The sequence below is a fragment of the Comamonas sp. UBA7840 genome (genome assembly GCF_002501455.1).
In the GTDB taxonomy this organism is placed as follows: domain Bacteria; phylum Pseudomonadota; class Gammaproteobacteria; order Burkholderiales; family Burkholderiaceae_C; genus Comamonas; species Comamonas jiangduensis.
Window position 1 is genome coordinate 51,795 of sequence record NZ_DLTI01000022.1, and the last position, 18,415, is coordinate 70,209.

The following is an 18,415-nucleotide window of genomic DNA, read 5'->3' on the forward strand; positions in this document are numbered from 1 at the left end:
CAATTTCATTCATTTTTTTTGCGGACCGCCTGTGAACTTGCTCATCGTTGCTTCACCGGCTGCGCTGATGCCGTCACGCACCAGTACCTTCTTGACCGTCAGCCACAGGATTTGGAGATCCAGCCACAGCGACTGATGGTCCACATACCACACATCCAGCGCGAACTTTTCCTCCCAGCCAATGGCATTGCGGCCATTGACCTGTGCCCAGCCCGTCACCCCCGGGCGCACTGCGTGGCGGCGTGCCTGCTCGGGCGAGTACAACGGCAAATACTCCATCAGCAAGGGACGCGGCCCGACCAGGCTCATCTCGCCCTTGAGTACATTCCACAGCTCAGGTAGTTCATCCAAGCTGGTGGAACGCAAAAATCGGCCAAAAGGTGTGAGCCGCACAGCATCTGGCAGCAACAGGCCATCCGGGCCGCGCGCATCTGTCATAGTGCGGAACTTGACCATCTCAAACGGCAAACCATTCAGCCCCGGACGCACTTGGCGAAAGAACACTGGGCTGCCCAGCTTTCGCCGCACTAGCCAGATCAATAGCAGCAGGGGTAAAGCTAAGAGCAATAAGGCAAGCGCAGATACGGTGATATCGAAAAAGCGTTTCATCAGGGTCACTTAATTAGAAAAATAGCTATCAACGTTTCTTGTGTAGTGCTTCTTGAAAAGAATAATTGCAAGTCAAATTTTCTTCGCCATACGCTTGAAAATTTCACCAAATTTGTGCACGCCCTGAGCCAATCCCAAATGCTCACGGTAAAAACTTTTTGCCTGATGACCGATAGTGGCCAAAGATTCTGAAGACATAGCCGCCAGCTGATCTGCAGCATTTGCTAGGGCTTCGGCATTTTCGGATTCAGCCACCACGCCACCACCGGACTGGCGCACCAAATCCGCGGCATCACCATCCACAGCCATCAGCAGCGGCTTACCCACTGCCATATAGGCTTGGGTTTTGGAAGGAATGGTGATCTCGAACAACGGGTCTTTTCGCAGGTGTACCAGCAGAGCATCTGCAGATTGCAGATACGCACCCACTTCGGCCATGGGCACAGCAGGCAAAAACACCACATTGCTCAGTTGCCGTTGCGCTGCTTCAGCTTTGAGTCTTTCCACTTCTACCCCGCCCCCCAGCATGACCCAGCACACACGGCTTCCACGCCGCTGCAACAGCGCAGCCGCATTAAGCACGGTGTCCAAGGCCTGCGCTTTGCCCATGTTGCCGGCAAACAAAATCCGAAACTGTTCTGGCGTCGCAAATTCTGTCGAAACCTGCCCCACTGGAGCTGCCAGCGAAGCCTCGTCGGCCCAGTTGTAAATCACACTAAGTTTAGATTCAGGCACGCCGCGCTCCAGCAGCAAGCGCTTGAAGCCGGGCGACAGCACCACGATGTGGCTCATGCGTCGGTAGACCCAGCGACACACATGGGCCACCATGTTCAGCGCCTTGGGATTGTTGATCATGCCTGTGACACGCAAAGTGTCAGGCCACATGTCCTGAATGTCGTACACAACCGGTATACGCCGAAACAGCTTGATCAGCGCCGCAGCCATACCCACCGTCAATGGTGGGTGGTAGGCATATATCACGCTGGCGCGTCTGGCCATGAACACTCCGTAGATCGATGCCGATGCGGCAAAGCTGGCGTAATTGAGTACCCGCTTGATGGCCGACTGGTCATGATTGGGATACAGCGGGACCCGGGTCACTTGCACCCCGTCGATCACCTCCCGCTGCAGCCACTGGATGCGGTAGCCGGGGTACAGCTTGCCCCCCGGGTAATTGGGAAAGCCCGTCAGCACTTCCACCTCAAAGCCCTGGCGCACCAATTCGCGTGCAAACACCTGGCCCTTGAAGGTGGGTTCGGGGTCAAACCATTGGGTCAATAGCAAAACACGGGGGGGTTTCATGGCGTAACGACCCTGTCTTTTAATACTTCTTCCACACCACGCGGTTCACATAATCGGTGTAGCTGTGCACGATGCGCAGCACCTTGTCGCTCACATTTGGCATGCTGTAGTCGTAAACAGGGCGAATGCCGTGGGGATTGCTGCGGTCGTTGCCTCGTGGCTGGGTGGCCAAAATGGCCAAGCCTTGGCGCACGCGCTCCACCTCTAAGCCCACCATCATGGCTGCGGCCTCTTCCATGCCCTCGGGGCGTTCGTGCGCCTCGCGCAGGTTAAGCGCCGGGAAGTTCAAGATGCTGGCCTCTTCATTGATAGTGCCGCTGTCTGACAACACCGCCTTGGCATGCAATTGCAGGTGGTTGTAGTCATGAAACCCCAACGGTTTCATCAGCTGCACCAGCGGGTGAAACTGGGCACCCGTCGCGTCGATACGCTTCTTGGTGCGCGGGTGGGTGCTGACCACCACCGGCAGGCCATGGTCTTGCGCCACGGCATTGAGCACCGCCACCAGCTTGGTAAAACTGCGCTCGCTCTCAATATTCTCCTCACGGTGGGCACTGACAACAAAGTACCCTTCTTTAGTTAAGCCAAGGCGTTGCAGCACATCAGAAGCGACAATCTGCGAACGGTAGTGCGTTAACACTTCCAACATCGGGCTACCTGTTTTAATGACCTGATCAGGCGCCAAGCCTTCACGCAACAGATAGTCACGCGCAATGGTGCTGTAGGTCAGGTTGATATCTGCTGTGTGATCCACGATGCGGCGGTTAATCTCCTCGGGTACACGCATGTCAAAGCAGCGGTTGCCTGCCTCCATGTGGAAGATCGGTACTTTGCGCCGTTTTGCCGGAATCACACTCAGGCAACTGTTGGTATCACCCAGCACCAGCATGGCCTCGGGTTGCACAGTAACCAGCAGAGCATCCATTTTGGCAATGATGGCGCCAATCGTCTCAGCAGCACTGCCCACAGCTGCATTCAAGAAATAATCTGGTTTACGCAAGCCCAAGTCGTCAAAAAACACCTGGTTCAGCTCGTAGTCATAGTTTTGACCAGTATGCACCAGCACATGCTCGCAATGCTCGTCCAAGCGAGCCATGACGCGGGAAAGGCGAATAATCTCGGGCCGGGTACCGACCACGGTCATGACTTTGAGTTTTTTCATTGTGAAATCTGAAAAGAAGTGAGTAAGCACCCGTGCGTGCCGGGCACTTGATGGCAATGGCTACAGCGGGCAGGCAAAGGTATCCGGCCGCGCACGGTCAAATACCTCGTTCGCCCAGAGCATGACGATCATCTCTTCAGGGCCAATGTTGGTAATGTCGTGTGTCCAGCCCGGCACTGTCTCCACAATTTCGGCCTTGTCGCCACTGGTCACCAGTTCATAAGCTTCGCCGGTCTGCATGTGGCGAAATTTGAAGCGCGCCTGCCCCTTGATCACCAAAAACTTCTCCGTCTTGGTGTGGTGGTAATGCCCACCGCGTGTAATGCCTGGGTGCGCAGTGAAGTAGCTGAACTGGCCACAATCGGGCGTTTTCAACATCTCGGCAAACACCCCGCGCGGATCGCCATACATCGGCACGGTGTAGGTGAAAGCCTCTACCGGCAAGTAGCTGACGTAGGTGGCGTACAACGCACGAATCCAGCCAGTGCCCACACGCTCGGTCATCAGCGTGCTGCGGCTGCCCTTGAAGGTCTTGATCTGGGCCGCCAGTTCACCCACGGTCGTGGTGTATTGCGGCGCCAGTACCGCAAACCCATCGGCATCGACCATGGCATCCGCGCCATCCAAGAGTTGGATGAATCGCTCTACCACATCGTCCACATACACCAGCGTCAGCGCCGCAGCAGGGTCATTGACCTGAATGGGCAGCTCACGCGCAATGTTGTGGCAGAAAGTGGCCACGGCCGAGTTGTAATTGGGCTTGCACCATTTGCCAAAGACATTGGGCAGGCGGAACACATGCACCGACACACCCGATATGCGCTGCAGGTCAAACAGCGCCTCTTCAGCCAAACGCTTGCTCTGCCCATAAGGGTTCTCGCGCGCAGCCTGGGTGGACGAGGTGTACACCACGGGAATCTTTCGCCCCGTATTTGCGACTACCGCACCCACCGCCTGGCACAACATCTGCGTCAGCTCTGCATTGCCAACGCCGAACTCCTGCGGGTCTTGCGGACGGTTAACGCCAGCCAGGTGAAAAACAAAATCCACCTCCTGCAGCAGACTCGGCAATTGCGCCACATCGTTTTCACGCGTAAAGCTCAAGACCTGCACATCCTTGCGCTCAGCCAAATGCAGTTGCAGGTTCTTGCCAACAAAACCATTGGCACCGGTGATCAAGACCTTTTTCACAGCAATTACTCCTCAGCCTCGGCGTGCTCACCGCGTGCAATGCGCTGCATGAAATCCAGTTTAAGCAGCAACTGCTTCATGCCTTCCACGTCCAGGCGCAGGGTGTTGTGTGAGTTGTAGTCCTCTTCCTCCGAGGTCTCGGTCAGGCGCTGCTCACCTTGCTCAGTGAACTTCGCATAGTTGAGATCACGGCCATCAGCTGGTACACGGTAATAATCGCCCATATCCTGAGCGCAAGCCAATTCCTCACGGCTGAGCAACGCCTCGTAGAGCTTTTCGCCATGGCGGGTACCAATGGTATGCACTGGATGATCAGGCTTGCCCATCAACGCCAAAACCGCATGCGCCAGCACTTGCACTGTGGCGGCCGGGGCCTTCTGTACAAAAATATCACCGTTGTTGCCATGCTCAAAGGCATAGAGCACCAGATCCACCGCATCGGCCAACGTCATCATGAAGCGGGTCATCGCCGGGTTGGTGATGGTGATGGGGTTGCCCGCAAATACCTGCTGCACAAACAGCGGAATCACCGAGCCACGCGACGCCATTACATTGCCATAGCGTGTACCGCAAATCACCGTACCCGAGCCCTCCAGGTTACGACTGGTCGCCACCATCACTTTTTCCATCATTGCCTTACTGATACCCATGGCGTTGATGGGATAGACGGCCTTGTCAGTGCTAAGGCATACCACACGCTTGACCCCTGCCTGGATCGCAGCCTCAAGGACGTTCTCTGTTCCCAGCACATTAGTGCGCACCGCCTGTATGGGATGGAACTCGCACGACGGTACCTGCTTGAGCGCGGCAGCATGGAAGACATAGTCCACGCCGCGCATGGCCTGCTCCACGCTGCGTTCATCACGCACATCGCCAATGTAGAACTTGATCTTGGCGCTGTTATAGCGCTTGCGCATGTCATCTTGCTTCTTCTCGTCACGGCTGAAGATGCGAATTTCAGCAATCCCCGTGTCCAGGAAACGCTTGAGTACGGCATTACCGAAAGAGCCGGTGCCACCGGTAATAAGCAATATTTTATTTTTGAACATAAAACTTCTCTTTTATAAAATCGATCAATGAAAATATCTGACTTCTAGGATTTTTGTTTTTAAAAACGAATTTCTTAGCCCCCAATCCTTTTTTTACAGTCTCATTATTATTCATAATCGATAAATTTCGAATAGCACACATCAAATCTCGATTAAAATCATCTACAGTATAACAATGATCATAATATTCAGATGGTACGCCATCTAGCTTATACATCAGAACAGGCGTACCACTAGACATGTACTCCATAATTTTCGATGGAAATGAGTATTTTGTATATTCCAATGAGTTTTTTCTTGGGTTTATTAAAAAATTAGCTTTTTTTTGTATTAAAATAACATCCTTATTAGGAATTTGCCCCAGAAAAACAATACGCTTATTTTTCATACTTGCTGACAAAACATCCTCTGACGCATTGCCTGAGCCACACACCACAAGACTGGAACAACCAGATTCATCACTGGCAAAGGCTGCTAATAAGTCCAATATTCCATATCGCTTATCAAGCGTTCCCGAATAAAAGAAAAAATTATCAGGCAAATTAAAGCAGGAAGAGGCTAAATCAACATCAAGACGACAAAAATCTGACATCCCCTCAATAATAAAAGAAGGCTGTTTTGGAAAAAAATCTCTCATTTGTTGAGTTATAAGCACAACAAAATCTTGTCTGCGAGCCAGCCAATAAGATATCTTCGAAAATAAATTATAAATTATCTTTTTTATACCTGATCTGACCGCCATGAATTCTGGCAAATCAGGAATTATTAATCCAAAAATTGGTTTTTTACAGAAAATTTTAAGAAGAAAACAAGCTAATACAAAAGGAAAATGCATCGAATAGCAAATAAAAATAATTTCATTATTTTTTCTTTTCTTTAAAATAGTAAAAGCACAAAAAAAAGCCCCGATCGCTCTAGAAAAAAATCTAAAAAATCTTAAATTCAAAAAACTTCGCTCATGAATATTTGCCCCTAAGAAAACACCACTTTCTCTTGTTGGCTTATATATTTTTTTCTTATAAAATTTAGGGTATGGAAAAATAAATGGAAAATTAACAATATCGACCGAAATGACATCCTCCTGATCAACAAAACCAGAAATATATTTCTTCTGCAATGAGTTTGCAGCATTCTGAACCGGTCCTACGGAATCTTCTAAAATAGCATCTTCATCAAAAAAAACACCCCCAAGAAAAACAACACTGAAATTAGGCATTTTCATTCCTATCAGATCTCACAAGAACAGCGTTGACAAGGCGATCAAACTCCTCCCCCCTTGCACTCCAAGTGTGTTTTTTTGCAAATTCAATTCGCTCCAGAGCTAGTTCTTTGCAATTTTCTTCAATCGATTTTTTCACTAAACTGTAAAATTCGTATTTATCTTTAGCCATATATACAAATTTATCAGGCAGCCTAATGAGATTAGGCATGATACTAGAAACAATTGGCTTCCCAGATGAAATATACTGAAAAAGTTTTGCCGGCGTAGATGTCATATTATTTGCAACACTTGAAGAATAAGGCATTAACAAAACATCTTGACTCAATAAAAAATCTTGCAATGGTTCATTGACTAGTATATCAATGTGCTTGAAATTTTTTTTATTACCAAAGGCTTCCAAGACAGATTTCGACAGAGGCCCGACTATCGTTAGATTTATATCATCCTGCGTGGCGATATAATAAAGCCATTCAACCGCAACACCTGAATTTAGAAACCCTAAATAACAAACATTTATATCATCTTTTTTTATTGTTTTTTTATTGTAAAAATCTAAGCTTCTATTCAAGTCAAAACCATGTCCAGAATAAATCAATTTAACATCATTAGAGTACTTGCTTAATAACTCCTGCAATGGATCACTCACAGTCACGACTAAATCCGCATTTCGAACAACCTGACCTTGAGTTTTATATTTAATATTTTTAACAAACTCACTCTGTTTATAACCCTGCCCAACGAAATCGTCATTACAGAAATACACCCCCGCAAAAACATCATCAATACTAAAAACTTCAGGGAAGTCGTATTGAAAGCTAACTAGCAAAAATTTTTTATTTGTGTATTTTTTTACGACCCTAGAGATACAAATACTCAAATACCAATGATAAATTTTTCTAAAAAATGGGACAACCCAAAACAATCGAGTTAACCCAGGAAGCGAAAAACCAGCCTTTTCTATAATAATTCTAGGATGCAACTTTTGCACTTTTCTAAAGCGCCCCCTCTGGGAATATATTTGAATGAATAAAACATTATTCCTAACAGAAAGAAATTTAGCAACCTCATGTCGAATTCGAGGAGCTTCGTCCCAATTCGTCATTGTTACCAACACGTATAAATTCAAATCATCATTTTCGAAGAATAAATCATTCATAAAACTTAACTCTACCTAGGTCTAACAAAAGTTTGCGACGCAAACCCTAAAATAAAATAAATGACGACCCAAAACATAGGAGTTGCAATATTTGCAACTAAAAAAATCGCACAAAAACAAACAAACAGCCATGATGCAAGAAAGTTTTCTTGGTACTTATATTTAATCGATCTGAATAAAGAAAACCACACATCCACAATATACGCAACAAAAATAATCAACCCCAATATACCCAGCCAAGATATTAAGTGCAATAGAAATGAATGAATGTACGCACCTTGATCTCCTGTAACAACGTATGAAACTCTCGTACTTCCAAAAAAAGGAGCAAATTCAAGCTGCTGAATAGCATAATCGCTCAATATTTTACTTCGTGACTCTAATGAGTCATTCACACCGCTTCCAAATCCAAAAAACCTTGCTTGATAAATATCAATATCAAAAGAAACAATAATACCAAATAATATAGCAAAACAAAAAATAGCAAAAAAGACACATTTTTTTATTATTTGATGAATTACCATCTTTGACCTAATGAAGAAAACTCCATTCCCCCAATTGACAAATTTATCCCCCCCCAACAAAACAAAAACAGATGTAATACCGTAGATCAGAGCCAAATTCACAGTTGCCGCATTAGAACCAATTACTTGGCTACTTACTAACATACAACCAACACCAGCACTGTAGAGAGCGAATACAAAAAAACTATTGACTATATTTTTTTTAAGATCAACGCAAAGCCGTAAAAAACAATAAGAAACAGATAATGAAATCATTATCATAAAGTTACCGATTCTCTGATACCCTCCATCTTCTATATAAATATAAAATCGATCAGCATCAGCAATCAGGTTTATGTACTTATATAATATAACAAACGAAGAAGCAAAATACAAGAAAATTATAAAATAATAAAAAAAATGGTTTTCGATTTTTCGAAACTGCAATTCAATAAAAACTCCCACTAAAAAATAAATCAAAACTCCAGTGGCAGTAGCTAACGTCAGCTGTTTAATGTACTCGATATCTTGCACATCAATTAATAATCGTAAAATTAACCAAAAAACAAATAATAAAAAAATTAAAATATTCCGCTTTACTACCAGCCGACCATTTATTAAATCAAAAAAAACACTGAAACATGAAAATAATAAAAAAAACAATAACAACAACAAACCCGATCTGCTGTCTTCAATATTGAAAATATTTAAAATAAAATAAAATAACAACAATACTGCTTGAAACATAGCAAGCATCAATCTAATTCCTTTAAATTTTTTTATTCAGTTTAATCATGAAAAATATGCTCATATAGTTCTTTCAAATTAATATCATTAGCGAAATATGAGTTATGCCATAGCATGGAAAAACACCCACCCAATTTAAAGCAATTAATTTTAAGCTCCAAGAATTTATCTTTAGCAGCTTGATTATTAGTTAATCCAAGATAAGCGTTGTCCATTACAGAACATTCCATAGCTATTAGGGGGCGTATCCGAGTTTCTAACATTTTCTGAGTCTCTGGAACAAACCCAAAATACTCAAAACATGTACCACATCTAAAACCGGGTCTATCGGCATACCCCAGAGTGCTGTCATAAGCCATACCTGCATCGTTCCAAGCTTGCAAAGTGGTAGCTTGCTGCCAGCGCAGGTAGTGCATGCGCCCGCCAATCGCACTTTGTTTGATATTTTCTTCAGCAAGAATGACCCGTAATCGTTGCGCCTCTTGCGTAATCAGCTCTGGTTTTTGATAGGTTCCATAGCTGGGGTGCAGACCAATCTCGTGACCGCGCTCATGGATACGGCGCATAAGGGCGCGGATGATGGGGTGTTCTGGCTCATAGTCAGCATCCATATTGCTAGTGCGCCCACAGATAAAGTAGAAGGCGCTGGTGAGGTTATGCGCTTCAGATACATCCATCAACCACTCAAAGGTGTTGTAGGGGTCAGCAGGGTGCAGTACTCCATTGGTCGCCAACTTCACCCAAGGTGCTGTGCAAAACGCTTGCCAATCGCGGCGCTTGAGTGCATGTCCAGCCATCATGCGTGCAATCGTTTTCCATGGTTTGAAGGCATACAGGCTCGGAGAATCCACGTCATGGCTCACCTTCATACTGAACTGGTGTTGCGTGAGCGCTATGCCCGGCCAGGTCCTGGCCATCACCTGCCCCAGCACATGCAGCCATTCATCGACAATGGGGCGCTCCAAATAATGGTGCCGGTAGGCGTGTGAGTTAACTGCTGGAAAGCGTCTATGGCTATCCAGATCAGTACGACTCACCTCCTCCCGTCGCGTAAGCATCCAGTAAGTCAGGCCCAGAATGTCATAGTCGATACGCCCGCCGTTTTCGGTGCTTGTAATCAACGGCGTGGGCAGCTTCGCGGAACCGGGCGCGGGCAATGCGCCGGGCAGCGCGGTGGGCCAGCCTTCGGCGCTAGCATTCCACTGGGCACAGGGCAGATTAGAATCCGCGCGGGTAAAGGTAGTGCCGTCCAGTGCCAAGGCGATGTAGCGCGTATCACCGGGCAGGCGCAGGGCGATGCACTGTACGTCAGGCTGCAGTTGCAGCTCAAACGCGTGGCCAAAGCGTTCTTGCAGGATGACTTGTAGCCAGTCTAGAGCGGCTGGGGTACACCAACACTTCATGTTTGCGTCTCTACACTTTTATCGGCCAGCAGCTGCGGCGCTGGTGCTTTGACCACAAACAAATGGTGCCAAGTTGCCAGATTGAGCCAGCGCACCTTGTGTGTCATGGGCACATCGGGTCTATCGAGCGGCACATCGGCTACGGTCACGCCCAGCCACTGAAGAAAGGTTGGATTGGTCACATGTTCTGCCATCCAGCTTTTAAGCTTTCCTTCAAACCAATGGGTTTCTGGGATTGGCCAACCCATTTTATCTTTGCGCCAGACGATTTCATCGGGCAGCTTGCCCGAAAACGCCCTCCGTGCCAGATATTTAGTCCAACCGCCGTGTAATTTATAGACTGCAGGCACTGAAGCCAAAAACTCCACGACACGATAATCCATAAAAGGCATGCGTGATTCAATCGAGTGAGCCATTGATACGCGATCTGAGTAGTGAATCAATACACGCAGTGACGTCTTTAAGTCCTGAACCAATTTCTGATTCAGATGTATAAAAGGATCGATCTGATAGCCTAATTTACGTACCAACATCAACGTGATGGACTCACCCAATATCCGCCGCGCCATCCCCACCGCCAAGCCTCGCAATGCTGAACGTGAAGCACCAGGGATTTCAAAAATTTTTGGAAGTTCACGCGCCACTTGCCCTAGTGGCATTTGCGCAAACCAATATGCCAGATAGGGCAAATATCCAGCTAGCTGCTCATCTGCCCCTTGGCCATCAAGGGTAACGGTGACATCCGACTGCGACACGCGCAAAAAAGTGTGCCAACCCGACATACAGGTACTCTCCGGCGGATAATCCATAGCATAGATTACCTTTTCGTGCTCGGCTGGTACATCGTCCACATGAGGTTCAATTTGGTTGGAGCGTACATCCAGCGCTTGCGCCAAGTGGTCAATAAATTGTGACTCATCGCAATCTTGCACACCCGCGGATTTGTACACGCTGGAAAAAGTCTCCTGCCGATCAGCAACACCTTGCTCTTTTAAAAGTTTGTTGATCAGGTACACGATGGACGAACTGTCCAGCCCGCCCGAAAGTGCCGAGCCAACCTTGACATCGGCACGTAAGCGAAGACGTACAGCATCTTCCAATAAATGGTAATAAGTATTGGCCAGTTGCTGGGCCTTGGCATCGTCAAAGGCTTCGGTACTGAGATTGGGCTGCACATCCCAATACGGGACGGGCGTCCAACAGCCTGCAGTTAACTGAGTGATTTCACATTCAACATAGCTGGCAGCAGGAAAACGGGAAATACCTTTCCACGCGGTCTGACCACCTTCCTCAGAAGCCCCAGAGCGTAGATATTGTTTTGCGAAATCCTTATCTGGAATCGCATCCACTACGGGATGCTCAAGCAACGCTTTAATCTCTGACGCAAAAACAAAAGTTTCATTGGTTTGAGCGTAATACAGCGGTTTGACGCCAAAGCGGTCACGACTCACAAAAATTCGATGCTGCTGCGTATCCACCAGCATAAACGCCCACATGCCATTGAATTTATTCAGGCATTGCACTCCCCAGGCATCGTAGGCAGCCAAAATCACTTCGGTATCCGAATGGGATGCGAAGGCGTAACCCAACACCTCTAGTTCTTGGCGTAATTCAACATGGTTGTAAATCTCGCCATTGAAAGTGATGGCGTAACGCTGCTGCCAGACCATGGGCTGATGCCCCAATGGGCTTAAATCGACAATCGCCAAACGTCGGTGCGTCAGTGCCACATGGCAAGGCAATACTGGAGAAAATTCAATCAAACCCGGCAGCGGGCTTTCAGCATGCACACCCTGGGACAGCATGAAGCCCTGCCCATCCGGGCCACGATGCGCCAGCACATCACCCATGCGCTGAATATAAGCAGCATCGATAGGAGCTTGAGAAACAATACCTGCTATTCCACACATGATTATTTATTCCAATCTTTTTTGAAGTCACGCAGGCATTGAACCACTTTCATAATTCGTGATGAGGTTTTGCTGACCGTAAAGTATGGCGTTTGCTGGGCACCAAAGGCGCGGAAGTATCTTTCCACTGGCTCGATCATTGAGCCTTCAAAATCAAAACACTTGGTCACTGACGCAGCAAACTTAATTGCCTCCCACATGCACAAGCTGGTGGCACCGCTGTTGCGCAATTCTGGGTCACCACCACCCATCAGGTAATAAGCGCTGTTGCCATCCCACACAATGTACACCCCGGCGTGGCGGCGGCCTTGTTCGTCTTCGGCAATGAAGATCTTGCGTGCCTGCCGTGCAACGCAAGCTTGATCCAGTTTGTGTAAAAAGGCCTCGGTATAGGGCAAGGCCATGTTCTGGCGGGCAAAGGTCATGCGGTTAAGCACCAGAAAATCATCGAGAGTCAAGTCATCACGAACACGTAGTTGAAAGCGATTGCTGGCCTTTTTGATATCAGTGCGAATATTTTCCCGCATCCCCCCCCACAGCGTTGCCTCATCACCCAACGCATGCAAGATGTACGTATATCGCGTGGTTTGCTGGAACCCCGCCCAGTAAAACGGCAACCAGTTGCCCATTCGCCAGTGCCAGTTTTGGGTGAAACAGGCAAAAGGCGGCAGTTGGGCAATCAAGGCCTGCAAGAGGTCTTTTTGCTGCGCAAGTTTGGAGGAGGATTTGCCGTCCGTCTCGCGCAGCCAAGGGCCCAAGGTTTGCGTCAAGGCGGGCTGGCCCAGCACCGTGAAGCCGTAGCGTTGACGCGGTACATAAGGCATGGCTGCAACGACGGTGTCACCTTTCTCCACCAAGGCCACATCCCAAGCCCCCTCACCCGCCGTAGCATCCAGCCACCAAGCTTGGCTGAACAGGGGAATAGAGGCTTCTTGGGTGCAGAGATTGCGGTATTTAGCTATGCGATCAGACAAGTTAATTTCCAAGATAAATTATTTCTGAAGAATTTTTAGAATTACTTTTTTAATATCAAAATTTATATCTATATAAATTACACCATCCTTGGTAAATACACATTTTCTTTTTTTATATCTTCCAACTTCACCAGGTGTGCCTTGTGGCATCTCTGTTTTTTCATATTCCTGAATCGACCAGCGCTGCCCAGCCAACATGCCGACAGGTTGCTTAATGGCATTCAGCCACAGCTCCGTGCCACGCAGTACATGCCACACGCGCTCTATCGGCCAATTTTTCCAATCAATAATTTGTGTATGCTCTTCGGGCTTCAAGTTGCGGGACCGTGCAGTCGGGCTTTGCGCTGGCTGCGGTGTGCGCGGCGCATTGCCATGCGCAGTAGCATCAATCGCCTTTAACATCAGCGATACACCCAATTCGCCAATCAGCTTATCCAGTCGTGCGGGGGATTTGGTACCCAATGGAATATGCACTCTTTCCTGAAAGATGATATCACCCGTATCTTCACCAACATCCACATAATGAACCGTGACTCCAGGGTTCATTTCCATATCGTAATATTGCCAAAAATCTGGGTTGGCACCACGATAATTTGGTAAGAATGACGGGTGTAGGTTGATTACGCCAAGTGGTGGTATTTTAAGGACATCTTCCTTAAGAAGTTGAGACATGCTCGAAACCACAATTAAATCCGGCTTCAAACTCTCAATCCAGGCTGCGACTTCTTTTGCATTTTTCTTACAAATGAAATTATAAGCGATATTTTTTTTCTTACAAAAATCAGAGAGGGATAAATCTTTATTCATTACTCTGCTGTAGATTTTTTTCAGAATATCGGCCAATAAAGAATTTTTTTTAAAATTATTAAATTCTCGTGGCATGGATTCTAAAACCCCTACCACTTGGTATTCTGAATTAAACAGTGGTTTTACCAGCCTTGAAACGCCTTGCGTTATCAACAATATTTTGATTTCTCTCATATTTAAATATTATTTTTTGCAAATCTATAACTCATAATAAAATTAATGATTTGCATAAAAAAGTGACTTGCAACGTAAGCAATCAACGCAAGCTTTACATCCGAAAACAAATATCCTAGATAAAAAGAAGCCGCCCCCGTCAAAACCAAGCATATTTGCCACAACAAATCCAAGCGTTGTTTCTCGGCAATCATGAACATGGCACTGAGTGGCCCTACAACAAAATCAGAGAAAAATTTTGGCGTCAAAATTTGTGCATACTCACCGGCCACGCGCCACTGTTCACCAAATATCCAGGCAAACAAGGTGGGCGCTACGAAGAAGAATGCAGTAAAAGGGATTACCGAGATCAGCAGTAGGCGCTTGAAGGTTTTTTCATAAATCGTCTTACACTGGCCTAGGTGGCTATAGGCGTGGCTGGCCTCTTGCCGGAAGACGTCACCCAAGGCCTTTGCGATCAGAGACATAGGCACGGTCATGACTCGCTGGGTAAGAGTGAAAAAACCCGCCGCTGCAGTGTTGAATAAGGCGCTGAGCATCAGCACGGGCATTTGACCCGAAGCGGTGTTGAAACCGTGAGCAACGATTAGGTATTTGGGAAAATTGATGTACTTTCTTGCCAACACCAGACTACGCCGTAGGCGTAGTGCTCGGATTGCCTCATGGTCTTCGCGCCAAATCAGGCGTGCCAACACACTAGTGGCCAACACCTGCCCGGTGATTTGTCCACCCACGAGGCCTACGGCACCACTGCCCGCGTAACCACTGCTCAGTTGCGCTAGCGCTGCACTGCTGCTTTGCGTCGCGCTGCTAATGGCTAGGCGCTTGTACTGGGCTTTGCGGTTGCTCCAGTAGTTGAGGCTTTGGTACAAGCCTAGCAGCAGGGTAGTTGCTGGCACCCAGTACAACCATGGCGCCAGCGCGACATCACCCAGCAGTACGGCGATCGACTGGGCAAAGAAGAGGACAACGAACAACAACACGGCACTGATGGCGATGCTGAGCACCATGGCCACGGCGGCAATGTGCAGGGCGTCTTTGTCCTGGCGCGGCAACATGATGGCGAGTTCATAGCGCCCGGTGACCAGCACGCTGGCGATAGAGACCACAGCCATGTAGAGGGCAAAGCGGCCAAATTCCTCCGGGTTGTACAGGCGCGTGAGCAGTGGGCTGATGGCGATCGGTATGGCCTGCGCCAGCGTGGTGCCCGTCATCAGCGTGAGCACGTTGCGGGCGTAGGCACTTTTTGGGAGAAATCTGCGCATTCGGTTTTAATCCATGATTTTTGTGAATGCGCTGCGTGCCGCGGCGGCGTAACGTTTTGCACCAGCTTCGTTCAGATGGTGCTCATCCAGATAAATAGGGATGCCATCGGCAAAGGGTGCCTGGGTAAACATGCCGCTGGCTTCAAAGTTCAGGCTGGTTACGCCGGGGTGACGGGCAGCTAGGCGCTGCAGGCTGGCGTTGGCTTGCTGATAGGCAGAGTCGATGTCGATTTTTGGCCCAAGCCCCAAGGCGCTGAAGCGCAAGGCACGCAGTGGATTTTTGCTGAGCAAAGGCTCTTGCTCCAAGATGTAAATCCGGGCACCGGCTTGGCTTTGCCCATCCAAGAAAGCCTCCAAGACGTGCTGAAAGTCACTGGAGGCCAGTTGCCAATTCCAACTGGCGGCAAGAAAGATGGTTTTAGCGCTAGGCAGGTATTTCTGTGCCTGCTCGATTTGCTTTAGGCAGGCTTCGTGCGCCCACTCGGCAATCCGCTGATAGTCAAAACCCGGAATGGTTACGCAACTGCTGGCGGTGATGATGCGGGCCTTGAAGCCTAGCTCCTTGCCCAGCTGGTCAAAGAATAGGTTAAGCATGGCAGCATGGGAATCGCCCAGCACCAGTACTTCCTTGTCGCTACTGAAGTCGCCTTGCAGGCAGTCGCCCACGATCTGGCCGTGGCAGATCGTGGCGGGGTCGGCATAGCGCTGGTATTCGATGGGCAGTGGCGCAGGCGAGAGTACCCGGTTGATGGCAGCCATGGCGGGGCTTGTGGCCAGAACACCCCCGACTAGCAAGCTGTAGCCCAGCATTTGCTTAAAGCGGGCACGGTGGGCACGCAGCGGGGTTTCGACCACGTAGTACGAGACAGTAGCCAGCACCACGGTGAGTACGATGAAGAGCAGGCTCAACGGCATGTCGAGCACCTGCGAGCCAGTGTAGTAGCGCATCAAGGCCAGCACGGGCCAGTGCCATAAATAAAGCGAATACGACAACTCGCCCACCCAGACCATGGGCTTGCTGGCCAGCAGTTGTCCGACCGTTCCCTGCACCGGACGCAACAAGATGAGCGCTGCGCCCGTCACGGGAAGCAGCGCAAGCACGCCCGGAAAGGGGCCTAGTCGCGGTTGTACCGCTGCCGAGACCAGCACCAAGACCAGGCCCAGGCTGCCAAGCCAGGGTTTCACTCCCCCCGCTGCATGCATCCACAGCGCCACCAGGGCGCCGACGAAGAATGCCGGTAGACGGGCGTAGAGGCTGTAATAAGTTTCTTGCTGGATGCCGAGGATGCGCAGGCGGTATTCAGCCAAGGCTGTCAGGCCGATCAACAAGGCGGCCAGCATCCATTGGAGCACTCTGGTGGGCAAAAGCAACACCAGAAACGGGGCCAGCAGATAGAACTGGATTTCGACCGCCAGCGACCAAGTGTGCAACAGGGGCTGCTCATGGTTGGCTGGTGCAAAGTAGTCGCCAAAACCGGCAAAGTAGTGATTGCTGTTAAACCAGGCTGCCTGGTTCAAGCCCTTTTTATAAATAGCCAAGTCTTGCGGCAGAAACAGCACTGCCGCAAGCAGCGATACCAGCACCAGCATGGCGAAATACGCAGGGGCAATGCGCTTGAGGCGGCTGACATAGAAGTACCGCAGCGTTCCACCAAGGTGGTAATCCGGCTGGGCTTTTCGCGCCAGCAGGATACGGGCGATGAGGTAGCCGGAGATAACCAGAAACACATCCACTCCAACAAACCCACCGGGCAGCCAGGTGGGATTGAAGTGAAACAGCATGACGGCCAACACGGCCACTGCGCGTAGCCCCTGGATGTCGGAGCGATAAGAGGTGTTGTCACTCATCAAAAAAGATTACTGCAGCGAGAGTGCGTGAACTATGCGCCGAATGCTGGCATCGTCGAGATGAGGGTGCATGGGCAGGCTTAGCACCCGCTGAGCCACTGCATCACCCACAGGCAAGCGTGCGGCAGAGTCTGCCACGGCGGGTTGCTGGTTGAGTGGCGTGGGGTAGTGCACCGCGGTAGGGATGCCTGCGGCCTGCAACTGCGCTTGCACCTGGCTACGCTGAGGCACTTGCACGGTGTACTGTGCCCAGACGCTGGTGTTATGAGCTTCGATCTGAGGCGTGGTGGCAATCCCGGCCTGATTCAGCAAGGCGTTGTAGTGCTCGGCCACTTGCTGGCGCTGGGCAATTTCTTCGTCCAGTACAGCCAGCTTGGGTAGCAAGATGGCCGCTTGCAGCGTATCCAACCGGCTGTTCACGCCCACGCGGATGTGGTGGTAGCGGCGATCTTGCCCATGCCGGGCAATCTGGCGCATCACCTTCGCCAATTCATCATCATTGGTAAAAATAGCCCCTCCATCGCCGTAGCAGCCCAAGGGCTTGCTGGGGAAGAAACTAGTACAGGCAATAGTGGTGAGATTGCAGCTCTTTTTACCCTTATAAGTTGCACCAAAACTCTGCGCTGCATCTTCAATAACAGGAATCCCGTGGCGGGCAGCAATTTCATTAATCGCGTCATAATCCGCGCACTGCCCATACAAACTAACTGGAATAATGGCTTTGGTACGAGGGGTAATCGCTGCTTCCAGCATTTGAGGATTCAGGTTGTATGTATGCGGATCAATATCTACATAAATTGGCTTCGCACCCAGTAAGGCTACAGTTTCTGCAGTCGCAATATAAGTAAAACCAGGTGTAATTACTTCATCGCCAGGGCCAATACCCAATGCCATTTGAGCGATTTGCAAAGCATCTGTGCCGTTAGCCACTGTAATGCAATATTTTGCACCGGTATACGCTACTAATTTCTCTTCTAGTTCGGCAACTTCTGGCCCCAAAATGTATTGACCATGGTCCAATACGCGCTGAATACCAGCATCAATTTCTTTTTTTAATTTTTGATACTGCGTTTTAAGATCAATAAATTGCATG

The 18,415-nt window shown here is 48.9% G+C and carries 15 protein-coding genes; all 15 read right to left on the reverse strand.

Translation table 11 applies throughout. From position 1 onward, the window contains the following. Window positions 1-9 precede the first annotated feature (9 nt). The 15 genes from B3R00_RS07345 to B3R00_RS07415 all read right to left on the reverse strand — a co-directional run bounded on the left by B3R00_RS07345 (window position 10) and on the right by B3R00_RS07415 (window position 18,414). Window positions 10-609 carry a sugar transferase gene (locus tag B3R00_RS07345; protein WP_286998371.1) on the reverse strand — a complete coding sequence of 200 codons (600 nt, stop codon included), beginning with the start codon at window positions 607-609 and terminating at the stop codon, window positions 10-12. Between the two features lie 72 nt (window positions 610-681). Then, a complete protein-coding gene (locus B3R00_RS07350; protein ID WP_286998373.1) occupies window positions 682-1,911 on the reverse strand; it encodes a glycosyltransferase family 4 protein in 1,230 nt (409 codons plus the stop codon). A gap of 19 nt (window positions 1,912-1,930) precedes the next feature. Beyond that, window positions 1,931-3,073 carry a non-hydrolyzing UDP-N-acetylglucosamine 2-epimerase gene (gene wecB / locus B3R00_RS07355; protein ID WP_286998375.1) on the reverse strand — a complete coding sequence of 381 codons (1,143 nt, stop codon included), beginning with the start codon at window positions 3,071-3,073 and terminating at the stop codon, window positions 1,931-1,933. Window positions 3,074-3,133: 60 nt separating this feature from the next. Next, on the reverse strand, window positions 3,134-4,264 hold the full coding sequence (gene wbjC / locus B3R00_RS07360; RefSeq protein WP_286998377.1) for a UDP-2-acetamido-2,6-beta-L-arabino-hexul-4-ose reductase: 1,131 nt from the start codon (window positions 4,262-4,264) through the stop codon (window positions 3,134-3,136). 5 nt (window positions 4,265-4,269) lie between these two features. After that, window positions 4,270-5,313, reverse strand: a complete 1,044-nt coding sequence (locus tag B3R00_RS07365) for a polysaccharide biosynthesis protein (protein ID WP_286998379.1) — start codon at window positions 5,311-5,313, stop codon at window positions 4,270-4,272. Further along, window positions 5,300-6,535, reverse strand: coding sequence for a glycosyltransferase (locus tag B3R00_RS07370; protein ID WP_286998381.1), 1,236 nt, complete (start codon window positions 6,533-6,535; stop codon window positions 5,300-5,302). Before B3R00_RS07370 ends, B3R00_RS07365 begins: the two co-directional genes overlap by 14 nt. Continuing rightward, on the reverse strand, window positions 6,522-7,691 hold the full coding sequence (locus B3R00_RS07375) for a hypothetical protein (RefSeq protein WP_286998382.1): 1,170 nt from the start codon (window positions 7,689-7,691) through the stop codon (window positions 6,522-6,524). Before B3R00_RS07375 ends, B3R00_RS07370 begins: the two co-directional genes overlap by 14 nt. An 11-nt stretch (window positions 7,692-7,702) precedes the next feature. Further along, on the reverse strand, window positions 7,703-8,950 hold the full coding sequence (locus B3R00_RS07380) for a hypothetical protein (protein ID WP_286998383.1): 1,248 nt from the start codon (window positions 8,948-8,950) through the stop codon (window positions 7,703-7,705). A gap of 32 nt (window positions 8,951-8,982) precedes the next feature. After that, window positions 8,983-10,344 (reverse strand): polysaccharide deacetylase family protein, encoded by a 1,362-nt coding sequence (locus tag B3R00_RS07385; RefSeq protein WP_286998385.1) that lies wholly within the window; start codon window positions 10,342-10,344, stop codon window positions 8,983-8,985. After that, the gene (asnB, locus tag B3R00_RS07390; RefSeq protein WP_286998387.1) at window positions 10,341-12,254 is read right to left on the reverse strand and encodes an asparagine synthase (glutamine-hydrolyzing); all 1,914 of its coding nucleotides are present in this window, start codon (window positions 12,252-12,254) and stop codon (window positions 10,341-10,343) included. The genes B3R00_RS07385 and asnB overlap by 4 nt, the downstream gene beginning before the upstream one ends. A 2-nt stretch (window positions 12,255-12,256) precedes the next feature. Next, a complete protein-coding gene (locus B3R00_RS07395; RefSeq protein ID WP_286998388.1) occupies window positions 12,257-13,012 on the reverse strand; it encodes a GNAT family N-acetyltransferase in 756 nt (251 codons plus the stop codon). Between the two features lie 234 nt (window positions 13,013-13,246). Beyond that, window positions 13,247-14,209 (reverse strand): methionyl-tRNA formyltransferase, encoded by a 963-nt coding sequence (locus B3R00_RS07400; protein WP_286998389.1) that lies wholly within the window; start codon window positions 14,207-14,209, stop codon window positions 13,247-13,249. A 2-nt stretch (window positions 14,210-14,211) separates the two neighbouring features. Next, window positions 14,212-15,474, reverse strand: a complete 1,263-nt coding sequence (locus tag B3R00_RS07405) for a lipopolysaccharide biosynthesis protein (RefSeq protein ID WP_286998390.1) — start codon at window positions 15,472-15,474, stop codon at window positions 14,212-14,214. A gap of 6 nt (window positions 15,475-15,480) precedes the next feature. Next, window positions 15,481-17,322, reverse strand: coding sequence for an acyltransferase family protein (locus B3R00_RS07410; RefSeq protein WP_286998391.1), 1,842 nt, complete (start codon window positions 17,320-17,322; stop codon window positions 15,481-15,483). Between the two features lie 9 nt (window positions 17,323-17,331). After that, window positions 17,332-18,414: a DegT/DnrJ/EryC1/StrS family aminotransferase gene (locus B3R00_RS07415; protein ID WP_286998392.1), complete on the reverse strand. Its 1,083-nt coding sequence runs from the start codon at window positions 18,412-18,414 to the stop codon at window positions 17,332-17,334. Window position 18,415 lies beyond the last annotated feature (1 nt).